The 18,913-nt window shown below is 42.9% G+C and carries 18 protein-coding genes; 2 read left to right on the plus strand and 16 right to left on the minus strand.

Annotated features, from left to right (window positions below; genetic code table 11):
• Window positions 1–11: 11 nt before the first annotated feature.
• From NCCP2222_RS16560 to NCCP2222_RS16615, 12 genes are all read right to left on the minus strand, one after another.
• Window positions 12–1,235, minus strand: a complete 1,224-nt coding sequence (locus NCCP2222_RS16560) for an amidohydrolase (protein WP_248513475.1) — start codon at window positions 1,233–1,235, stop codon at window positions 12–14.
• Window positions 1,232–2,479: an amidohydrolase gene (locus NCCP2222_RS16565; protein WP_248513476.1), complete on the minus strand. Its 1,248-nt coding sequence runs from the start codon at window positions 2,477–2,479 to the stop codon at window positions 1,232–1,234. The genes NCCP2222_RS16560 and NCCP2222_RS16565 overlap by 4 nt, the downstream gene beginning before the upstream one ends.
• Window positions 2,480–2,553: 74 nt before the next feature.
• Entirely contained in the window at window positions 2,554–3,264 is a 711-nt protein-coding gene (locus NCCP2222_RS16570; RefSeq protein WP_375709203.1) for an ankyrin repeat domain-containing protein, read from the minus strand.
• Between the two features lie 255 nt (window positions 3,265–3,519).
• A complete protein-coding gene (locus NCCP2222_RS16575; RefSeq protein ID WP_248513478.1) occupies window positions 3,520–4,287 on the minus strand; it encodes a 3-hydroxybutyrate dehydrogenase in 768 nt (255 codons plus the stop codon).
• 46 nt (window positions 4,288–4,333) lie between these two features.
• The gene (locus tag NCCP2222_RS16580; protein WP_309295977.1) at window positions 4,334–5,656 is read right to left on the minus strand and encodes a GntP family permease; all 1,323 of its coding nucleotides are present in this window, start codon (window positions 5,654–5,656) and stop codon (window positions 4,334–4,336) included.
• A 26-nt stretch (window positions 5,657–5,682) separates the two neighbouring features.
• Window positions 5,683–6,345, minus strand: a complete 663-nt coding sequence (locus NCCP2222_RS16585) for a 3-oxoacid CoA-transferase subunit B (protein ID WP_248513482.1) — start codon at window positions 6,343–6,345, stop codon at window positions 5,683–5,685.
• A gap of 17 nt (window positions 6,346–6,362) precedes the next feature.
• Complete coding sequence (locus NCCP2222_RS16590) at window positions 6,363–7,055, minus strand: CoA transferase subunit A (protein WP_248513484.1); 693 nt, start codon at window positions 7,053–7,055, stop codon at window positions 6,363–6,365.
• A gap of 222 nt (window positions 7,056–7,277) precedes the next feature.
• Window positions 7,278–8,621 (minus strand): sigma-54 interaction domain-containing protein, encoded by a 1,344-nt coding sequence (locus NCCP2222_RS16595; protein ID WP_248513486.1) that lies wholly within the window; start codon window positions 8,619–8,621, stop codon window positions 7,278–7,280.
• Between the two features lie 145 nt (window positions 8,622–8,766).
• Window positions 8,767–10,119, minus strand: a complete 1,353-nt coding sequence (locus NCCP2222_RS16600; protein WP_248513488.1) for a glutamine synthetase family protein — start codon at window positions 10,117–10,119, stop codon at window positions 8,767–8,769.
• A gap of 2 nt (window positions 10,120–10,121) precedes the next feature.
• Entirely contained in the window at window positions 10,122–11,303 is a 1,182-nt protein-coding gene (locus tag NCCP2222_RS16605) for a M20 metallopeptidase family protein (RefSeq protein WP_248513490.1), read from the minus strand.
• Window positions 11,296–12,690: an APC family permease gene (locus NCCP2222_RS16610; protein ID WP_248513492.1), complete on the minus strand. Its 1,395-nt coding sequence runs from the start codon at window positions 12,688–12,690 to the stop codon at window positions 11,296–11,298. Before NCCP2222_RS16610 ends, NCCP2222_RS16605 begins: the two co-directional genes overlap by 8 nt.
• A 19-nt stretch (window positions 12,691–12,709) precedes the next feature.
• The gene (locus NCCP2222_RS16615) at window positions 12,710–13,858 is read right to left on the minus strand and encodes an amidohydrolase family protein (protein WP_248513549.1); all 1,149 of its coding nucleotides are present in this window, start codon (window positions 13,856–13,858) and stop codon (window positions 12,710–12,712) included.
• A gap of 214 nt (window positions 13,859–14,072) precedes the next feature.
• On the opposite strand from NCCP2222_RS16615, the gene NCCP2222_RS16620 reads away from it, so the two are divergent.
• Both NCCP2222_RS16620 and NCCP2222_RS16625 read left to right on the plus strand, forming a co-directional pair.
• A complete protein-coding gene (locus NCCP2222_RS16620; protein ID WP_248513494.1) occupies window positions 14,073–15,797 on the plus strand; it encodes a sigma 54-interacting transcriptional regulator in 1,725 nt (574 codons plus the stop codon).
• A 60-nt stretch (window positions 15,798–15,857) separates the two neighbouring features.
• Window positions 15,858–16,331, plus strand: coding sequence for a TetR/AcrR family transcriptional regulator (locus NCCP2222_RS16625; RefSeq protein ID WP_282570727.1), 474 nt, complete (start codon window positions 15,858–15,860; stop codon window positions 16,329–16,331).
• A gap of 59 nt (window positions 16,332–16,390) precedes the next feature.
• Here NCCP2222_RS16625 and NCCP2222_RS16630 read toward each other — a convergent pair whose 3' ends face one another.
• The 4 genes from NCCP2222_RS16630 to NCCP2222_RS16645 form a co-directional block, all read right to left on the minus strand.
• Window positions 16,391–16,891 carry a YusW family protein gene (locus tag NCCP2222_RS16630; RefSeq protein WP_248513498.1) on the minus strand — a complete coding sequence of 167 codons (501 nt, stop codon included), beginning with the start codon at window positions 16,889–16,891 and terminating at the stop codon, window positions 16,391–16,393.
• A 360-nt stretch (window positions 16,892–17,251) separates the two neighbouring features.
• The gene (locus tag NCCP2222_RS16635) at window positions 17,252–17,398 is read right to left on the minus strand and encodes a hypothetical protein (protein WP_248513500.1); all 147 of its coding nucleotides are present in this window, start codon (window positions 17,396–17,398) and stop codon (window positions 17,252–17,254) included.
• A gap of 183 nt (window positions 17,399–17,581) precedes the next feature.
• A complete protein-coding gene (locus NCCP2222_RS16640; RefSeq protein WP_248513502.1) occupies window positions 17,582–18,025 on the minus strand; it encodes a YueI family protein in 444 nt (147 codons plus the stop codon).
• 71 nt (window positions 18,026–18,096) lie between these two features.
• A complete protein-coding gene (locus NCCP2222_RS16645; RefSeq protein WP_248513504.1) occupies window positions 18,097–18,747 on the minus strand; it encodes a YdeI/OmpD-associated family protein in 651 nt (216 codons plus the stop codon).
• Window positions 18,748–18,913 lie beyond the last annotated feature (166 nt).

Below are 18,913 nucleotides of genomic sequence, written 5' to 3' on the forward strand. Positions count from 1 at the left end.
CAATGTTCCTATTAACGTTTTGAGCTGTATAATTTCCCTCTATGCATCATCTGTCTATTTTTCGGCAATCTGGCAACCGCTTCTGCGCTGCAGCTTGCATTTACAAATACAAAACTGGCCTCATCTCCAACCATCGGCCACACTTGTTTACCTTCACCATTCAAAGGCGTTACACCTTGTGTAATTAAACTTACACTTTCGCGTAATGAACGTTCGCTGGATTTCCCTGTATAATCACAGAAGTTATGCACCTTCTCCAAAACATCTCCAGGAACATAAGGGCTCCATGAATCGTAAAAACCGTCGCAGCCTAATGCAACTTTAACGCCTTCCTCTCTCAAGATATCTATAGGAATGAGCTGAGAATTTATTGATATAGGGATGGTAGACATAATTTCAACGTGATGCTCATTTAATTTCTTTGCAAATTGCTTTTGCATAAAAGGCGTCAAGGCACTCAAACCAAATGCATGACTAAAAGCGGTGGATCCCTTAAAATCTTGTTCTTTCACCATGTCCAGCCATTTATCCATTGTATAATAGCCGACCTGTCCCCTGTCGTGCAGATGCATGTCGACATCCACGTTATACTCCTTCGCAATATCCATCGTGACTTGCAAGGATTTTTCGATGTCTTGATCAATGCCAGCCGGGTCAAGCCCCCCTAAGATTGTGGCACCAGATTCCAGTGCTTGTCTTAATAAGCCAGGCATTTCTTCATGTGCCAGCAAGCCATGTTGAGGAAACGCGACAATTTCATAGGTTATGTATTGCTCATAAGCTTTCAACGCTTTTTTTACGCCTTCTAAATTTTTCAGTTTAATGAAGGGATCAATATTCACATGTGTTCGAATATGGTTTACACCATTGCTCAAGTGCAATTCAATCATGGCAGATGCTCTTTGTTCCACTGTTTCAGCAAGTTCCTCTAACTCTGCTGCTTCAAGAGCCAATCTCTCGGATAAATTTTTGACAGGACGACAAGCCCGCCATCCTAGCGATAAATACGTCTTGTCCAAATGATTATGCATTTCTTTGAAGGCAGGAAGTGCTAATTTCCCTTCCATATCAATGGCATCTGCACCCGGGACATTTTCAGTTGCGGGAACTATCGCCTGAATGATGCCTTCTTTTGTAACTTGAATGTGAAACACATCGGTAATGGTTTGAATGCTGCCATCTTCATACGTTGTTTCACCAATTTCCAGAAGTACGTTTCGCAGCCAAGTACTCATCGGAACTCCCCCTTTAGCTCTATCTCTTCTTCATGAATGATATTTCCTTTTGAAATCACTGTGGAAATAGGGCATTGTCTGGCAATCAGATGCGCAGAGCTAACCGCATCGACGAGCAACGCATTCGCCGCATCTCCGACTTTTGGCCATTGCAGCTCTCCAGTGTTATTTAATGGTGTTAATCCGCCTGTCGCATATTTCAACGACTGTCCAATATGCCACTCATCAATATAGCCAAAGCGTTGGATAAACTGATTTAATTTATGTACCGTATCGCCGCTGCCAAAAGGAGACCAATGATCAATCAAGCTATCATGCCCAAAAGAAACATTTATTCCCCGGTCAAACATATATTTCACAGGGATAGTAATCGGACCTGCACCAATAGGAACCGTTGTTGTCACGCCGACATGATTGGCAGCCATTCGATCAATAAGATTGTCCACTGGCTGTTGCGGCAAGTCTGCAAATGCAAATGCGTGACTAATAGTTACCTCATTCGTAAAAGACCTTTGTTCGATTTCATTCAGAATTTGTTGGATTTCAAATTCCCCTAAGGTGTTACGGTCATGTAAATGGATATCAATTCCTACATCGTATTTTTCGGCTAATTGAAAAGTCGTTTTTATAACATCCCCACTATTACGGTCCATTGAAGCAGGGTCCACCCCACCGATATGAGTAGCGCCCATTTGTAATGCTTTTTCAAGGATTGCTATAAATTCTGGTCCATTACGTAAAACACCATGTTGTGGAAATGCAACGATTTCATACGTGATTTGGTCTTTATAACTTTCTAATACTCGTTTCGCTATTTCTATATGCTTCGTCTCAATTTGAGGGTCCACATTCACATGCGTACGAATATGGGTGTGTCCGTTTTTAATATAATGTCGCACCATCGCATGCGCTCTCTCTTCAGCCACACCCAATTGGCGGGGCAATAAAGTTGCTTCTTCTTTTAAACGAGTAAAAATTCCTTCTGTAGCGGGAGATGGCGCTTTCCACTCACCCCCGAAGTATGTTTTATCAATATGGGTATGCATTTCTTTAAAAGATGGGACGAGCAGTTGACGCTTGGCATCTGCCACTACTGCACTCTCCGCATTGATCGTAGGAGCTATCTCAATAAATTTTCCGTCTTCCATTAAGACATCAAATATGTTCGTATCTGTAGCTGTTACAAACGTTTGGTCATACAAATAGCCTGTTTCCAAACGTACATTTTTCAATAGTAATGTCAAAAGAATCTCTCCCCTTATCAAAATTTCTTTTTCTATGTAAAAAACAAAAAACTAGGATACCTCTGGGGAAAGAATTATGCACCCGCTTCTTTCAATATCTGTTGAATTTCATTATAGCCGCGTCTTTCCGCATGTTCTAACGGGGTAACCCCATCTCTATCCGCAATATTGACATCAGCTCCATGATCAACTAGCAGTTGTACAATCTTTTGATGCCTTTCCCCGCCGTCTCCCAAAATAACCGCTTCCAATAGTGCAGTCCAATGCAAATTATTAATATGATTTACGTCTGTATCCGAGTTTGTTACTAGCTCCTCGACGACTTCCACATGTCCGCGTTCTGAAGCTGGAATTATTGCTATTCCACCATAGCGATTGGTTAGGGTCGTGTCCGCACCGGCTTGGACAGCAAGCTGAACGATTTCCAGGTAACCGGCTGCACCAGCATATAAAAGTACATTATCTAAATTATGATTACGAATATTTATGTCTGCCCCATGTTCAATCAGTGTCTTAACCAGATCTACGTGGTTTCTCTGTGTTGCAGCCATTACTGCTGTATTTCCTTGATTATCTATCGCGTCAATATTCGCTCCCGATTCTATTAACGCTATAACCGTTTCTGTGTCCCCTTCTGCTGCGGCACTAATTAACCGATTTTCCAAATGGGTCTCCTCCTTCTTTTCTACCTGTACTGCTGAACTTTCCTTGGAGTCTGGCGCTGTGCTGCATGCCGTGAGCATCACTACAAGCAAACTTATAATAATTCCTCTCTGCTTCCACATGTTCTGCACCTCCAATAGTAATGTTATCATAAGGACAAACATTCGAAAAATATCAATAATACTAGTTTTAAGAGAATGTCAGCACTAGATAGGAAACCTTCCTCCATTCATCTTTGTAGATAAGAAAGGAATCGCATAGTGCTAACTAATTCCCACAATTTTAAAAGTCCCTCTGACCACGATCAGAGGGACTAGGAAACGAGATGGCATCGCATCTTATTCACTATTTGAGTGTAATTATGCATTCATACTAGTTCACTGCACTGTATACCCGCCGTCCAAAACAACCGCCTGGCCGGTTATCCCTTTGGCGCTGTCGCTTGCCAAATATAGAGCAAGGTCTGCAATTTCTTTTACATCGAGCAATCTCTTTTGTGGTACTAACGGATATATAACTTCGTCTAATACGAATTCTATCGGAACGCCTCGTACCGCTGCTAAGTCTTCTAACTGATTGCGAACGAGAGGCGTATCTACATACCCCGGACAAATGGCGTTAACCGTAATCCCGTCTGTTGCGGTTTCAAGGGCAGCCACTTTAGTCAGGCCGATAACCCCGTGTTTGGACGAATTGTAGGCGGCCTTGCCAGCAAAACCAACCAGTCCGTTAATGGAAGCCATATTTAGGATCCTGCCGAATTTTTGTCTTCTCATATGAGGCAGCACCAATTTTGTTGCAATAAACGGTGCAGTGAGCATGATTTTCACGAGCAGCTCGAACTTCTCAGTCGGAAAATCCTCGAGCATCGCGACATGCTGCAAGCCCGCATTGTTAATCAAAATATCGATTCTGCCAAACTGCTCGATCGACGCATCAATCGCTCGTTGAATGTCCTGTTCATTTGTCACATCACACTTCAGACCGATCGCACGGCTTCCTAAATCAGCTGCGGCATTTCGAACCTTTTCTTCATTCACATCTGTCAGAACAACAAGCGCGCCTGCTTCATAAAAAGCTTTGGAAATTTCATAACCTATTCCTTGTGCTGCGCCTGTAATAAAAAGCACTTTATCTTTCACCAACATAATTCCTCCTTCGACGGGACGACAATCCGAACACTTAATTCGTTTAAATACCGAGACCAAGTGAGAACAAGATGATGGCAATAATGACGCCGATGACCGGTACAATAACGGTTATGGCACCCATCGCTCCATATGCGGCACGGTGCGTTTCTCCTGCAATTGATTGGATTGTCGTCACGACATATCCATTATGCGGCAAGGAATCGAGTGCGCCAGAAGAAATGGCAACAACGCGGTGGAGCGCTTCTGCGTTCACACCCATATCCATATAATGCGGTGCTATGAGTGGCAAGGCAATGACTTGGCCACCAGATGCCGATCCCGTCATCCCGGCAATCACAGATACGGCAATCGCCGCGCCAATTAACGGTGATCCAGGAATATTCGTCATTATATCTACTGCACTTTGGAACGCTGGAACTGCTTTCGCAACGCCTCCAAATCCAACTACTGCCGCTGTGTTCCCAATTGCGATAATGGCACCGAGTGTTCCTGCGGAGATAGCTGCCCCATAATTCTTTGAATATTTTCTGCCCACGAAAAACGTGGCGATAATGCCGCCTAATAGTGCCACAATTAATGCAGACTGCGCTAACTTATCATGGAAGATGAAAGAAATGATAAGCACGATCGCTAGCGGAATCATGGACAGAAAAGGATTTGGCAACGGACGGGACGTATCAAATGCCGGATCTGTCGTACGGCCCTCAAAGCGTTCGCCTTTGTTCACAGCTTTTATAATCATCCGCTTCAGCCACCAATAGCCGAAGAATGCCATGAATAAACCGACAATGATGCTCACTTCCCACCCTGCATATGCGTTGGTGCCTAAGTATTCAATAGGAATCCAGTTTTGGATTTCAGGTGATCCGGCAGAAGTCATCGTAAACGTAACTGAACCTAATGCCAATGTGGCAGGGATAAATCGCCGCGGCAAATTCGCTTGCTTAAACAAAGAAATCGCCATCGGATAAACAGAGAATGCTACTACGAATAGACTGACACCCCCGTAAGTCAGGATAGCACAGGCAAGGACAATTGCCAGAACGGCATACTTCATCCCTAGTTTTTCGACAGTCCATTTGGCGACCGCATCCGCCGCCCCGCTGTCTTCCATCACTTTCCCGAATACCGCTCCTAGAAGGAACATCAAATACCATGACATGATGAAGCTCGTGAATCCGCTCATATAGCTCGTTACGAAATTCGCTTCCCCTTCACCGGCAAGCTGCGGAAACAAGGACATCCCACTCGTCAGCGCGACAAACAATGCTGATATTGGTCCAGCAATTAATATATTCATACCCTTCATAGTCAAAAAGATTAACAGAGCCAATCCTCCGACTAATCCTACCATTCCCAATATGTCCATTCATATACCCCCATTAATTTCTAGATAGAAACCTGTTCTCTTGCATTCGTCACGATCAAATCCGCTGCTGTCGAGTCGATGACATCTTGCACCGAATACCCTTCAAAAACCTCTTTCAGCTCCAGTCCAGCTTGCGTCACTTCCATCAATGCACGTTCCGTAATGATGATATGCACGACCCCTCTACCTGTTAGCGGCAACGTACATTCCTTTTTTATTTTCGGCGAGCCATCCTTTGCTACATGATCCATAATGACAATGATTTTCTTTGCCCCATGGACAAGATCCATCGCTCCGCCCATTCCTTTAATCATCTTTCCCGGGATCATCCAGTTGGCAAGATCCCCTTTCTCTGAAACTTCCATCGCGCCTAATATCGCAACATCAATATGGCCACCCCGAATCATGCCAAATGATTCAGCACTTGAAAAGAACGCCGCGCCCGGAATGGTCGTAATGGTCTCTTTCCCTGCATTGATCAATTCTGGGTCAACTTTGTCTGTACTTGGATACGGCCCAATTCCAAGCAAGCCGTTTTCCGATTGGAGAATGACTGTTTTGCTTTCTGAAATGAAGTTTGCGACAAGCGTCGGCATCCCAATTCCCAAATTGACATAGTCCCCATGTTGAATTTCCTGTTCAGCCCGCTTTGCAATCTTCTCTCTGCCTGTTAACGCCTTCATGCTCCCACTCCCTTTCTCTATGAGGATCTGGTTACCAGCCGCTCAATTCTTTTTTCTTGCTCCGCTTGCAGAATCGCTTGCACGTAGATGCTTGGTGTATGCACTTGAGCAGGATCTATCATTCCTGTTTCTACAATCTCTTCTACTTCAGCGATCGTAAATCTGCCAGCTGCCGCCATCATCGGATTAAAGTTCTGAGCGGTTTTGTGATAGACGAGATTACCCAACCGGTCAGATTTGGCTGCTCTTACTAAGGCATAATCAGCATGCAATGCTTCTTCCAGCACATATTGTTTGCCGTTAAACATCCTCGTCTCTCTACCCTCTGCGATTACAGTGCCTACACCCGCCGGCGTGAAAAACGCCGGAATCCCGGCACCGCCCGCCCGGATTTTTTCCGCTAATGTGCCTTGCGGTGTCAGCTCTACCTCGATTTCGCCGGAGAGCACTTGTCTTTCAAACTCTTTATTTTCACCAACATAGGATCCGATCATTTTCTTGATTTGCTTGTTCTTCAATAAAAGCCCTAATCCCCAATCATCCACACCGCAATTATTCGAAATGATAGTCAGATCGGTAACGCCAGTTTCAACAAGTGCGAGGATCAGCTGCTCGGGAATGCCAACTAAACCGAAACCCCCTACCATGACTGAAGAACCATTTTGTATGGAATGTACTGCTTCTATAGCAGAATCATAAATCGTTTTCACATCCTCTTCTCCCCTCAATTTTGTCTAATTTATTAACAGTAAAGCGCTTTCATTCATTTAAACAGATAAAAAAAATAAATGCAAACCCACTTATATCAGGGTTTGCACGCTTTTCAAGAATAAATTAGTCCGGTTTTCCGGACAATTTATAGAGTATATGGTAAAACATAATTGAACTCAGTCCGGAAAATCGGAATAAATTCCGGATTACCGGAAAATAGTTCATAACTCATATTTTTTCAACTTTTCATATAAAGTACTTTTGCTTAATCCAAGTATGATCGCCGCATCTCTTTTATTCGGGAATTGCCGCAATGTATCCTTTAATATTTTCTCCTCCAGTTCTTCAAGCGATTCTGCAAGCGTCCTTGAACTTGGAGTATAGTAGGCATTCCGTTGTTTCACTTGTGGCGGTAACGCATCCGGATAAATGATGTTGCCACTCGTTAAATAGACTGCCGCTTGGATAACACTTTGCAATTCACGTATATTGCCTGGCCAATGATAACTAGTTAAATAATCCATCGTCTCCTTGGCAAGTACGAGGCTCCTCTTCCCTCCTTTAACAATCGCCTGATGAAACATGTAGCTTGTAATCTCTGAAAAGTCCTCCATTCTCTCTCGCAGAGGCGGCACATACAAAGTGATCGCCTGAATACGGTAATAGAGGTCCTCACGGAAATGTTCAGACTTGATCAGGTCCGTCAACGGCTGATTAGCCGCTCCGATTACACGAACATTCACCTTGTCTTCTTTGGGTGAATTCAATGATTCGACCTCTCCTGTATTGAGCAGGCGCAGAAGTTTCACCTGCACAGGAAGGGGCAAGCTGCCGATGTCATCTAAAAACAACGTCCCGCCATCTGCCATGTGGATCCTTCCCTTCACTTCAGGAGAAGTCGACGTTTTACCCCGTCCAAACAGCTCCAATTCAAGTAAATCGGGAGGTATGGCAGCGCAATTCACTTTTATCAATGCTTTATCCGATCGATCGGACAGATGATGGATGCTATGAGCAAACATTTCCTTCCCTGTCCCACTCTCCCCTTGAATCAAGACAGGCAAGTCGCTCGGTGCAATCATTTGAATCGTCTTCTTTATGGACCGGATCGCCTGAGAAGACCCTTTTATATCGCTGATCCGGTACGACGTTTCTTCTGAAGACAAGGACGTAATGTTGATTTTCTCCAAAGTCTGCTTCACATTGGAACTCAAATGATGCCAATCATGCAAATCTCGAAAGACAACACTCCCAAAAGCACCGACAATCGTGCCATCCACTTTGATCGGTATTCGGTTCGCAAGCATATAGGTTCCTTTGATAAAATGAGGCGATGCAATATGTTCCTCACCCGACTGAACCACTTCATGCATGCGTGTATTTTCGATCACTTCATTTACCGGTTTGCCGATTGCCTCTTCCCGATCAACCTCCAGAAACTTGCAGTAATTTTCATTTATGTACAAAATCCTTGAATTCTGGTCAACGACAACAAACCATTGAAACGCGTTCTCCAAAATCTGCGTCAGCACATACTCCGGTACATTCATTGTCCACCGTTCCAAACGACCACTCCCCCAGTTCACGCTTGACTATTTATTATCAGTATAGCAAATACGAATACACTTACTAGAAGAAGTAGCGCCAGTTTGAACAGTACTGTCCAAAACACAACAAACCCCCTTGGCACTAAGCCAAGAGGGTTCTGTTTTAAAAGATAGATGCGTACAACTGACGTTCCCACTCATCCACCCGGTTATGATGTTGGTTCCATTCTTCGTTTTTCACCTTGATGAATTCCTGCCAAATGTCTCTTCCGATACTCTCAGCGAGGATGGTGTCCTTTGCGAGATGATCCAAAGCTTCCTTCAAATGACGTGGTACCCAGTCGATCCCCAGTGCTTCGAGTTCTTGATTGGATAAGGTGCCGGCATCTTGTTCCAATGGAGCGCCCGGATCCATCCGTTGTCTGACGCCGTGAAGACCTGCGGCAATTAAAGCAGCTGATAACAAATACGGATTGCATGTTCCATCTGCACCGCGATACTCAAATCTTCTTTCCCTTCTTGGTTCGAGAACCCGCACTAATACCGAGCGGTTCCCAGCACCATAACAAACATGAGCAGGTGCCCAAGAGCCGGGAATCATCCGTTTATAAGAGTTCATTGTCGGTGCGCCGATTGCCGATAATGATTTCCCGTGGTGGAGAATGCCTCCGATAAAATGATAGGCCGTGTCGGATAAATCCAGTCCGCGCGTATCACTTAAATCTTTAAACAGGTTTTTCTTTTCATCAAATAAGCTGATGTGGATGTGAAGTCCGCTGCCGGCATAATCATTGAATGGTTTCGGTGCAAGTGTTCCGACCATTCCCAAGTCTCTCGCGACATGCTTGAACAATTGACGGAACGTCACTTGATCGTCCGTTGCTTTAAGGCAGTGATCATATTTCAAATTGATTTCGACTTGTCCCGGACCATATTCGCTCGACATCTGTTCCGTTTCAACGCCCATTTGTTTCATCGTTTCTATGAAAGTTTGCACAAACTCTTCTTGTTCGTCCAATCCGTCTGTTGAGAAGCATGCACTTCGGTCAGCCGGGACTAGTTTTCCATTTTCCTCTTTCAATAAATACGCTTCCTGCTCATACACCATGAACAGTTTACCGCCCAGGACCTCTTCTGCTTCCTTGAGCAACTTCTTTAACACGCTTCTCGGACAGCCCGACCATGGGTTGCCATTCTCATCGACCAAATCACAGAACATCCTAGCCGTATTTCTACGATGAGGCAGCACAACGAATGTCTCAGGATCCGGCATTGCAAAAAAGTCTCCTCCGTCTGTTCCATACAACGGGTTTGGCACATACGTATCGAACATGGTGAAATCCATGATGGCAGTGCTAAAATTCACACCGCTTTCCATCGCCCCGGCAATAAACTCTTTACGTATAGTCCGTGCACGTGTAACCCCTGTATAATCCAAAAACTCAATCCGGATATAATCAATGCCCTCTTCTTCGATACGCTGGAGCACATCTTCTTTCGTTGTCACCTTCTTCATACTCATGACCTCACTTTCTTCAGTAGATGTTTTGCAAAATTGACGTATAAATTGACCCCGACCGCCAGGACTTGATCGTCAAAATGGAATTTTGGATGATGCAAGTCGTAGGACACTTCGCCCTCTTTTTTAATTCCCAATCTGAAATAAAAACTTGGTACGGCTTCGGAAAAGTAACCAAAATCATCTGCTCCCATGGAAGGATCCTTTAATTCAAAGACTTGTTCCTCTCCTAGCAGTTCCTTCGCCATGGCTTCAAACTCATTTGCAATTAAACGATCATTTTCGATCGGAGGAGCGCCTAAAACAAATTCTACGGTAACGTTCGCATCCCACAGACATTCCGCTGCCCGGCACACTTTTTCCACTTCAGTCTGTAATTTCTTGCGAACGTCGGGTTGTAAGGCCCGAACCGTCCCTTCCAACGTTACGGTGTCGGCAACGACATTACTGGCTTCCCCGCCTACTATCTTCCCAACATGGATCACCATCGGATGAACAGGGTTAAAACTTTTCGCCGTAATTGACTGCAGATTTTGAATCAGCTGGGTGGCAATGGTGATGGCGTCAACCGCCTCATGTGGTCTTGCACTATGGCCCCCTTTTCCTTTGATGACTATCTTGAAATCATCACAGGATGCGGTCATGCTTCCAGTTTTCACTCCCACAGATCCGAATGGCAAGTACGGCCATAGATGAAGGCCAATTACTGCATCCAATTTGGGATTTTCCAGAATGCCTTGTTCAATCAGTGCCAATGCAGCACCATCTGCCTCTTCCCCCGGCTGAAATATGCAACGGACTGTTCCTTCCAGAACATCCCGTTTTGCATATAACTCGTGGACTGCACCAAGCAAGATGGACGTATGCCCATCATGTCCACATGCATGCATGACATGGTCGATTTTCGATTTGTAGGGAACGTCAGCTTCTTCCTGTATCGGCAAAGCATCAATATCTGCTCGCAATCCGATAGCCGGTCCCTCTTCATTGCCGACAATATCCACATAGACGCCTGTTTCACCAATTGTCTTATATGGGATTTCCCAAGCCTCTAGCATCTTCCGAATAAACGTTACAGTTTGATACTCTTGGAAACTCAGTTCAGGGTACTGATGTAGATGTCTTCGAATGGCTATGATCTCGTTACTCAATCTTGTTGAGATACGTTCTGCGTCAATCATTCTTCACTTCGCCTGCCTTTATTTCTTGTTCCGCATGTACTGGCTGCTGTTTCTTAAATGCTGATTTATTGAAGACCGAGAAAAGGATGAACAGGATAGCCAGCCAAATACCGCCTCTCACCAATGTCATCAGGTCATTGACAAATGAACCATACAGCACAATGATAATTCCGATGAAGCCGAGAACCGGGAATAACGGGAATAGCGGTTGTCTCCAACGCAATTTGGCAATCTCGTCTTTATGCTTCATGCGGTAGATGACACTGGCAATCAACGCTAAACTCCAAGAGAACAGCCATGCGATGACCAGTTGATTTGATAGCTCAATATAAATTAAATCTGGATTGAATTGTCCAATCACGATAAGGACAACCGTTGCTGCCCAAATGATGAGAATTGCATTGATTGGCGCGTATGTCTTCGGATGGATCTTGCCAAGGAATTTCGGTAGCATTCCTTCTCTTGCCTGTTCATAGAAAATCCGGGATGCAGCGTATAAAGTTCCCATTAAGATCGTTGTAGCTGCCGCAATCCAAGCTGCTGCATTCATAATGAATGCGCCCGCAACGCCAAACACTTTTCCTGCCGCAACAGTAAATGGAGAACTGTCAATTGTGACATCCGTGTATGGAATGATTCCTTGCAATACGAAATGCGCGAAGGAATAGATGGCGATAAAAGTAATGCTGGACCAAATCAAACCTCTCGGCAAATCCCGTTCCGGATTGATTGCTTCGGCCCCTGCTGTCACTAGCGTCAATGCGCCGAGATATGCATATGTTCCCATTGGGATGGCACCGAAAAATCCCTCCATTCCGTACGGTATAAACGGAGTAAAGTTATTTAAATCGACGTCCTTAAATCCGATGATTGCAAAAATAACCATGACACCTACCAAGGCTGCTACAAGATAAAGCTGTAAACGGGCCGCAAACATAACACCCGCCATATTGATAAGAGCAAATATCGTGATAAACAAAATGGCAAAGAAAGTCGGCCACCAACTAGCAGTCAAACTAGGAAAGAACCACATCGTGATTTTTCCTAACGCCATGCCGACACTGCCTCCTGCAATAATCCACCCAATGGCGAACGTCATCCCTGCAAGGAACCCCCAGGATTTACCCATGAACCGTTCCACCCACATGGACATTGCCCCTGCATTAGGCATTGCTACGGCCATTTCAGTCAACGCAAGGATTAAGAAAAGTTGAAATAACCCTGCGATGATATAGGATACGATGGAACTTGGCCCTGCAACCGCAATCCCTTGTCCCATCAATAAAAAGATACCATCCCCTACGACTGCACCCACTCCAAGCGCCCAAATATGCCAGAACTTCAACGTTCGTTTGGGTTGTAAATCTAGCCTTAAATCATTTCCCATATAGTCTCCCCCTAATCAATCACACTGTAATGTTGTAAATCTTTTCGAAGTTGCGATAAAGAATCATTTCGCCAATAAATTGAGCCTTTTCCACACTCATATAATCCTTTTCAACCCAGTCATTCAGCACACGTTCAAAGCACTGAATGAACAGCCTGACACCCATCCAATTCATTTCTGGAACTGTAAAGGCATCCGATCCATACATGACCTTATCGAATGGCGCGAGTTCAAGAACTTGTGAAATAACACGCTCCACTCCATGGCCGGTAAATGGATTTTGCAAAGAAATATCCATATAAACATTCGGAAGAATGCTGACAATGAATGCTGCCTCCTCCATCCACGGATAGCCACCGTGTACGAGATGGACTTTTGTATCTTTATATTTTTCTTTCCGCAGCGTATCAAGCAGGAAGCTTGGGCTCGCTTTTGTCATAACTACTTCTCCGTCACCAATTCCCGTATGAATGTGCATGAATTTATCCGCTTCCGTACACGCTTCCATCGCAATATGGAAACAATAATCCCGGAATGCTTTGGCAGTGGCCCGGTTATCTTGAACAAATGTTTCATAATCCTTTTCAGCAGCCTGCCGATCCATATCCAACACTTCGAGACCGCTTCTGTAAGCAATAATTGTTTTTAAACCGACGACTTGATTATCAGACAAATCGTCCTGTAAACGCTTTCGGTAACGGCTGATAAAGTCGTCAAAACTGATATTCATTTCGGCTAATGACACCATGATTGGCTCAATTCGGCTGATTTCCCATATACGAGCGCCTGTCATGCCTTCAAACTCAGCATGATTAATAGGCGGTTGAGGATACCCGAAATCCATGATCGCTCCGACTAAATTGACATCCTGGAACAGCTCTTTCGTGTAGGCCTGATAATCTTTCGCTTTTTGATTTCGTTTATCTACAATAGCCGTCAAGTCTTCTTCACAAGAATAATAAGCAGCCATCTGCCGCAATAAAATTTGAATCCACATATTGGACCCTGGATATGGCTGATGTTTCTCAATGCCTTCCAGACTTGAAAACATTTCCGGTATGACAGACAGAGATAACTTTCGTAAGAAGCTGACAGGAGATTCGGGTGTTGTACTCTCTCTGAAAGGATGTGCATGAACATCGACTACTTTGATTCCTTGTAAACTCACTTTTTCCAACGGTTCCTCTTCCCTTCTTGTATTGTCTGGATGATCCGCTCAATCAACACGACAAATATTTTTCGCAAAATATTTTTCATACCCAAGTCTTTATTTACAAATAAAAACTATAGACAAGCAGGTACCTGAATATGATAGAGTCAATTATATGATTTTTTAGATCTGCTTCAAGAAAGAGAAAATTATTTTTCGGAGATGGTTGAAAATGAAACACCTCACGTCCATTCATTTTGAAGATGTAGCACCCATCCTCTTCGAAGGGGTAATACAGACAAACCATATGGGGATTATTAGATCAGTTAACAAGTCAGTTCTGGATTTTTTCCCGAAGTTGCTTGTAAGCGATTTAATTGGGAAACAAATACAAGATATGATTCCATCAAAAGATATCCAGCTGTTTTATAATCATCGGCAGGATATGCGAAATATTAGCCTCACCATCGGGATGTACCATGTCATGGGCAACTTCCATTTCTATGACAAAAACCATGCATTTATTATTTTGAAGAACATTTCTAATGTCCATCAGCTTACAGTCGAACTAGGTGCTGCCCAACGGCAAATTCGTCAGTTTCATAACATTTTGGATTATGTGGAGGAAGGAATTTGCTTCATTGATTCCAATCAAAAGATTGTTTTCTACAATAAAAAAATGGGAGAGTTGGATGCGAGAGAACCTTCCAGCATGCGCGGCGAGCAATATAGCAAAGCGTTCCCTGAGGCTTCCTATACGAACGATCCATTGTTAAGCGCTTTAGTGACAGAGAGAGAGATCATTGAGAACGAATCCTTTATCTCTAGAAGCGGGAAAAAGTATGATATTCAACAGAGCAATCGCCCCTTATTTTTAGGGAGCCAGAAAACAGGCGCCTTATGTGCTGTAAAAGATGTCTCCAAACTATCCGAATTAGGACAGACGATTCACCAATTGCATCTTGTTCAGGAAGGCCAGACTGCAGCCCCCTCCCTGCCCTGCAATGAACAAGCAGTGGAGTATATTCATTCAACTAGAGGAATGAAAAAAATCTTGCAGGATGCAATTCGTACAATCAATTCTTCAGGAAATATATTGATTTATGGAGAAAGAGGCGTAGGAAAAAAACAGCTTGCCCGTTATATTACTCAACAAAAGAGCCCAAGCTTTTGCATATCTTGCGATTCATTGCCTCCTCATTTTATTGAAAAGTCACTCTTTGGGACGGTAGATTCCGTCGGGCTTCTTGAAAAAGCTCATGGAGGCACAATCATATTGCAGAACGTAAACGCCTTAGATATTTCGATTCAAAATAAATTACTGCACCTCATTCATAACAAAAGGCTGTTTAAGGAACTAGAAGAAACAGAGGTGCCCATTGATGTCCAATTTATATGTACAATGAATATCAAACCTGCCATCGCTTTCAAAGAACAGATTCTTTTGGAAAACTTTTTCTATGCGATCAGTGGGACGGCATTTCATATTCCGCCGCTCCGCGAACGAAAACAAGAAATCCCCTTGCTCATCGAACATTTCATCCATAAGAAACAAAGTCCATTTTCGGCCAATGCAGTTTCCGTTTCAAAGGAAGCTATGGAACTGTTCATAAATTATCATTATCCCGCCAACGTTAGACAATTGGAGTATTTGATCGAAGGTGTGTTAGCTGTCCTGCATAATGAAACCGTTATCATGACAGAACATTTGCCTGATTATCTTTTAACTTCTCTTCATGACGAGACGACTGCAACGCACTTCGCTGAGGATGAGTTCAGCTCTCACATGAATCTGACCGATCGCGTCGAATCTTTTGAAAAGGAATTGATATTGAAAACATTACAGAAAACAAACTTTCATATTACAAACGCGTCGGAACTCTTAGGTATCACAAGACAAAGCCTAAATTATAAAATCCGTAAATATGAAATTGAAAATACTCGGAGTGATCTCTAGAGACAAGTCATTTCAGACTGGAAGGAAAAATATAAAAAAAAAGAACCTATTAAAAGGTTCTTGAGATTATGTAGACTAAGTTATTGGTGCACTTTATCTACTTATTGTTATCAATCTAAGGAGCTCGCCAAAAAAGCGGAAATGACAACAGGAGCGATTTATCATCATTTTGGCTCAAAGGCAAACTTGTATGAAGTGATTCGGACGGAGATGGAACAAAGAGTCATTGATAGAATGGAGGGAGCCGCTTCTTTATTTGCAGAGCCAGAAGAAGCTTTGCAGGCTGCACTGCTTACTGGTTTAGACGCAGCGGTCAAATTTAACATCTGCAAGTTAATTAGTGAAGAACTGCCTTACGATAAGGAAGATAAGATTGAACTTTTTTTATCAAATTTACACGTGAGAAATCGGGACTTACCCGTCGAAATAATCTTGATCTCTTCCTGGCGTTCTATACTGAAAAGCATATCATTGAATCAAATAACTTCTAGCCAAGGAAAAGATCTAATAAAATGGATATTTAACAAGGGCTAGATCCCTCAAGATTTCCACATAAAAACAGCAGCACTTCCGCTAAGGGTGCTGCTGTTTTATTATTTTCGATCTTCCACATCGAGTTTGCTGCCTTCATTATACGTAATCTCCACCTCGAACTTTTCATAGTCCGCCTGCAGGTTAAAGACTTTTAGCACTTGGTTAATGGTTTCTTCCTTCGTACTCTCATTTGACAAATCAAACTGCTGTACTTTAGGGTACAGATCGTCAAATGCTTCCTGCCCGTTTAGATAGATTTGATTCACTTCGTCCTCTATTTTCGCTTTGATTGGTTCATTTTGGTCCTGCTCAATTTCCGCTTCATATTCTTTGTCTTTACCGTATGAAATCTCCACTTCAATTTCTTGGAAGCTTAGCTTATCCATGTCTGCCTTTATTTGATCTGTGTCAGATGTTTTGTCAGTCGTAGTAGTGTCATTCGGTTGACTGGCGGGCACATTCGTTGTTCCTTCTTCTGCACTTGGATCATTCTGATCGCTTCCACACGCCGCGAGACTAATCACCATGAGGGAAATGAGGGCGATATATATGCCTTTCATCCAATCTACCTCCTTGTTTTGTTCTTCTACTATAGTTCCCTCTTATGTATATTCTAATCGTTTCTTAGGATTTATGAGGAACGGTGTTTCCAAGTAAGACGAGTACCTGATTTCATGATGTTCAAAGAATATCTTGATAAAAAAAACAGTTTCCCCAATTGCCTATGATTCGTAGGACAATAAGGAAACTGGCATGAAACTGCATAATTAATTTATTGGAATTGAACTAAAGTCGAACCAAGAGGAAGTCACTTGAATATAAGTATCGGATTCGATATAATGAACATAATTATAAGAGAGAAGTGCGTCAACACCTCTCTCTACAACTGCTGCCTTTTAGGTGGTGGCTGTCAAATTACATCATTTCTTTCGAAAACCACCCTTTAGCTTCCTACGGCGCAGGGTGGTTTTCTTGTCTTCCAAAAATTTTTTCTGAAATACATACGCTGTCGTTCCACGCACGATTCCTTTCAAAACTTCTTGCAGGAATGCAAGAAAAAGCTCCATCGGCATCACCTCCTTTCCAAAAGGAAAAGAAGAATGACAACCGACCACCCTATGCAGTTGTCTTTTTATTCTATCACAAAACCCGAAATGGATATAGATTCCAAACGACTGTTACTTGCGGATAATCCACAATTCTTCAATGGATTTCAGGATCTATTTATCCTACCTTAAGTATCAAATCACTTAACTCATCTTAAACAGTTTTGCTAAGATGCCAGACAAGCCTTTTTTTCTTCTTTCTCCTTTCTTTGGAATCTGAATTTCTCTTTTAACATAAATCTCTTCTTTATCAATAGCATAGTCATACGCAAGAACAAGGCCAATATCCGTATCTGATTCCAAATTAGTCACTATTGTATAAAGGACATCATTTTGGGAAGCGATCTTCGTATATTTTGACAGCACCTCGTAGTGAATATTTCCATTCAAATATAAATGGGCTGACCTGTTTCCCTTAATCGCTTCCTCGACTTGTTTATATATGCCATGCTCCCACACTTGTTCTTGTGTAAGCGCGATAACAATACGTTCACGAATCGTTCCCAGAAATCTCTTACGTTCCGTTCGCTTCGTTTCTTTATGTCCATACATTCCTTGCTGAATGTAATCATCAACGTTGTTTGACACCGAAACATCCCCCTAGTTGCGAATTTACTTTAAGATAGAGTAACTAACTTAGATACACATCAATGGCATTCCTACTTCTTTTTTTGACGATACAAATCAACAGATTTATATCCTAGCGAGAGAATATCCACCATTTGCGCTTGCCGTTTTTCACGCGTTGTCTGCTGTTTTGCCGAAAAGATATAGCGGGCCCAATCCCTTTGATACCCCGGTGATAATTCCTGATAAAATTTTAATTCATTAGGATGCTTTGCTAATAGTGTTTCAATGTCTTTTATATTCTCTTCATAATCTCCGACACGCTGACTAGCAGCGGATGATTTTTTGGCTTTCTTTGTTTCACGTTTTAATCCAACAACAGTATATACATCATCCATACTGACCATCCGGGAGAATTTTATATCACTGTTAGGGATATAGCCATCCTCATCGACTTGCATCGCTGGAAAAATATCGTCTCTGTGCACGTACGTATCATGTCGCTTATTCCCTTTTTTCGGATAAGCAAAAAATAGATATCCTTTTTCAAGCAAGTGTTCCTCATTGATAATTTGCTTTGTATAAGCGACTATCTCTTCCAACGTTTTCACAAAAACAAAGATAGCATCATGCTTCTTGGATAACGATACCTTGCAGCCACTAAATAATTCATAGTCATCAGGTTGATTAAGAACCGCCATATTTTTATACTTTGTGAGATGTAATTTATCAATTATTGTCATCATGGTCTCCTTATTGCTTGACCTGTTGCACGGTACAAGCCGTATTCAATAAGCTCTCTTTGTTGTTTAACTCTCGTGTTGGCTACCATCTAAAAAGCTTCTTAGTAGGGATGATGTCTTTAGCATGACACGCTTGGTATTCACAGGCTTATTGTCGTACTTAAGC

The sequence above is a fragment of the Sporosarcina sp. NCCP-2222 genome (genome assembly GCF_023168145.1).
GTDB lineage: Bacteria > Bacillota > Bacilli > Bacillales_A > Planococcaceae > Sporosarcina.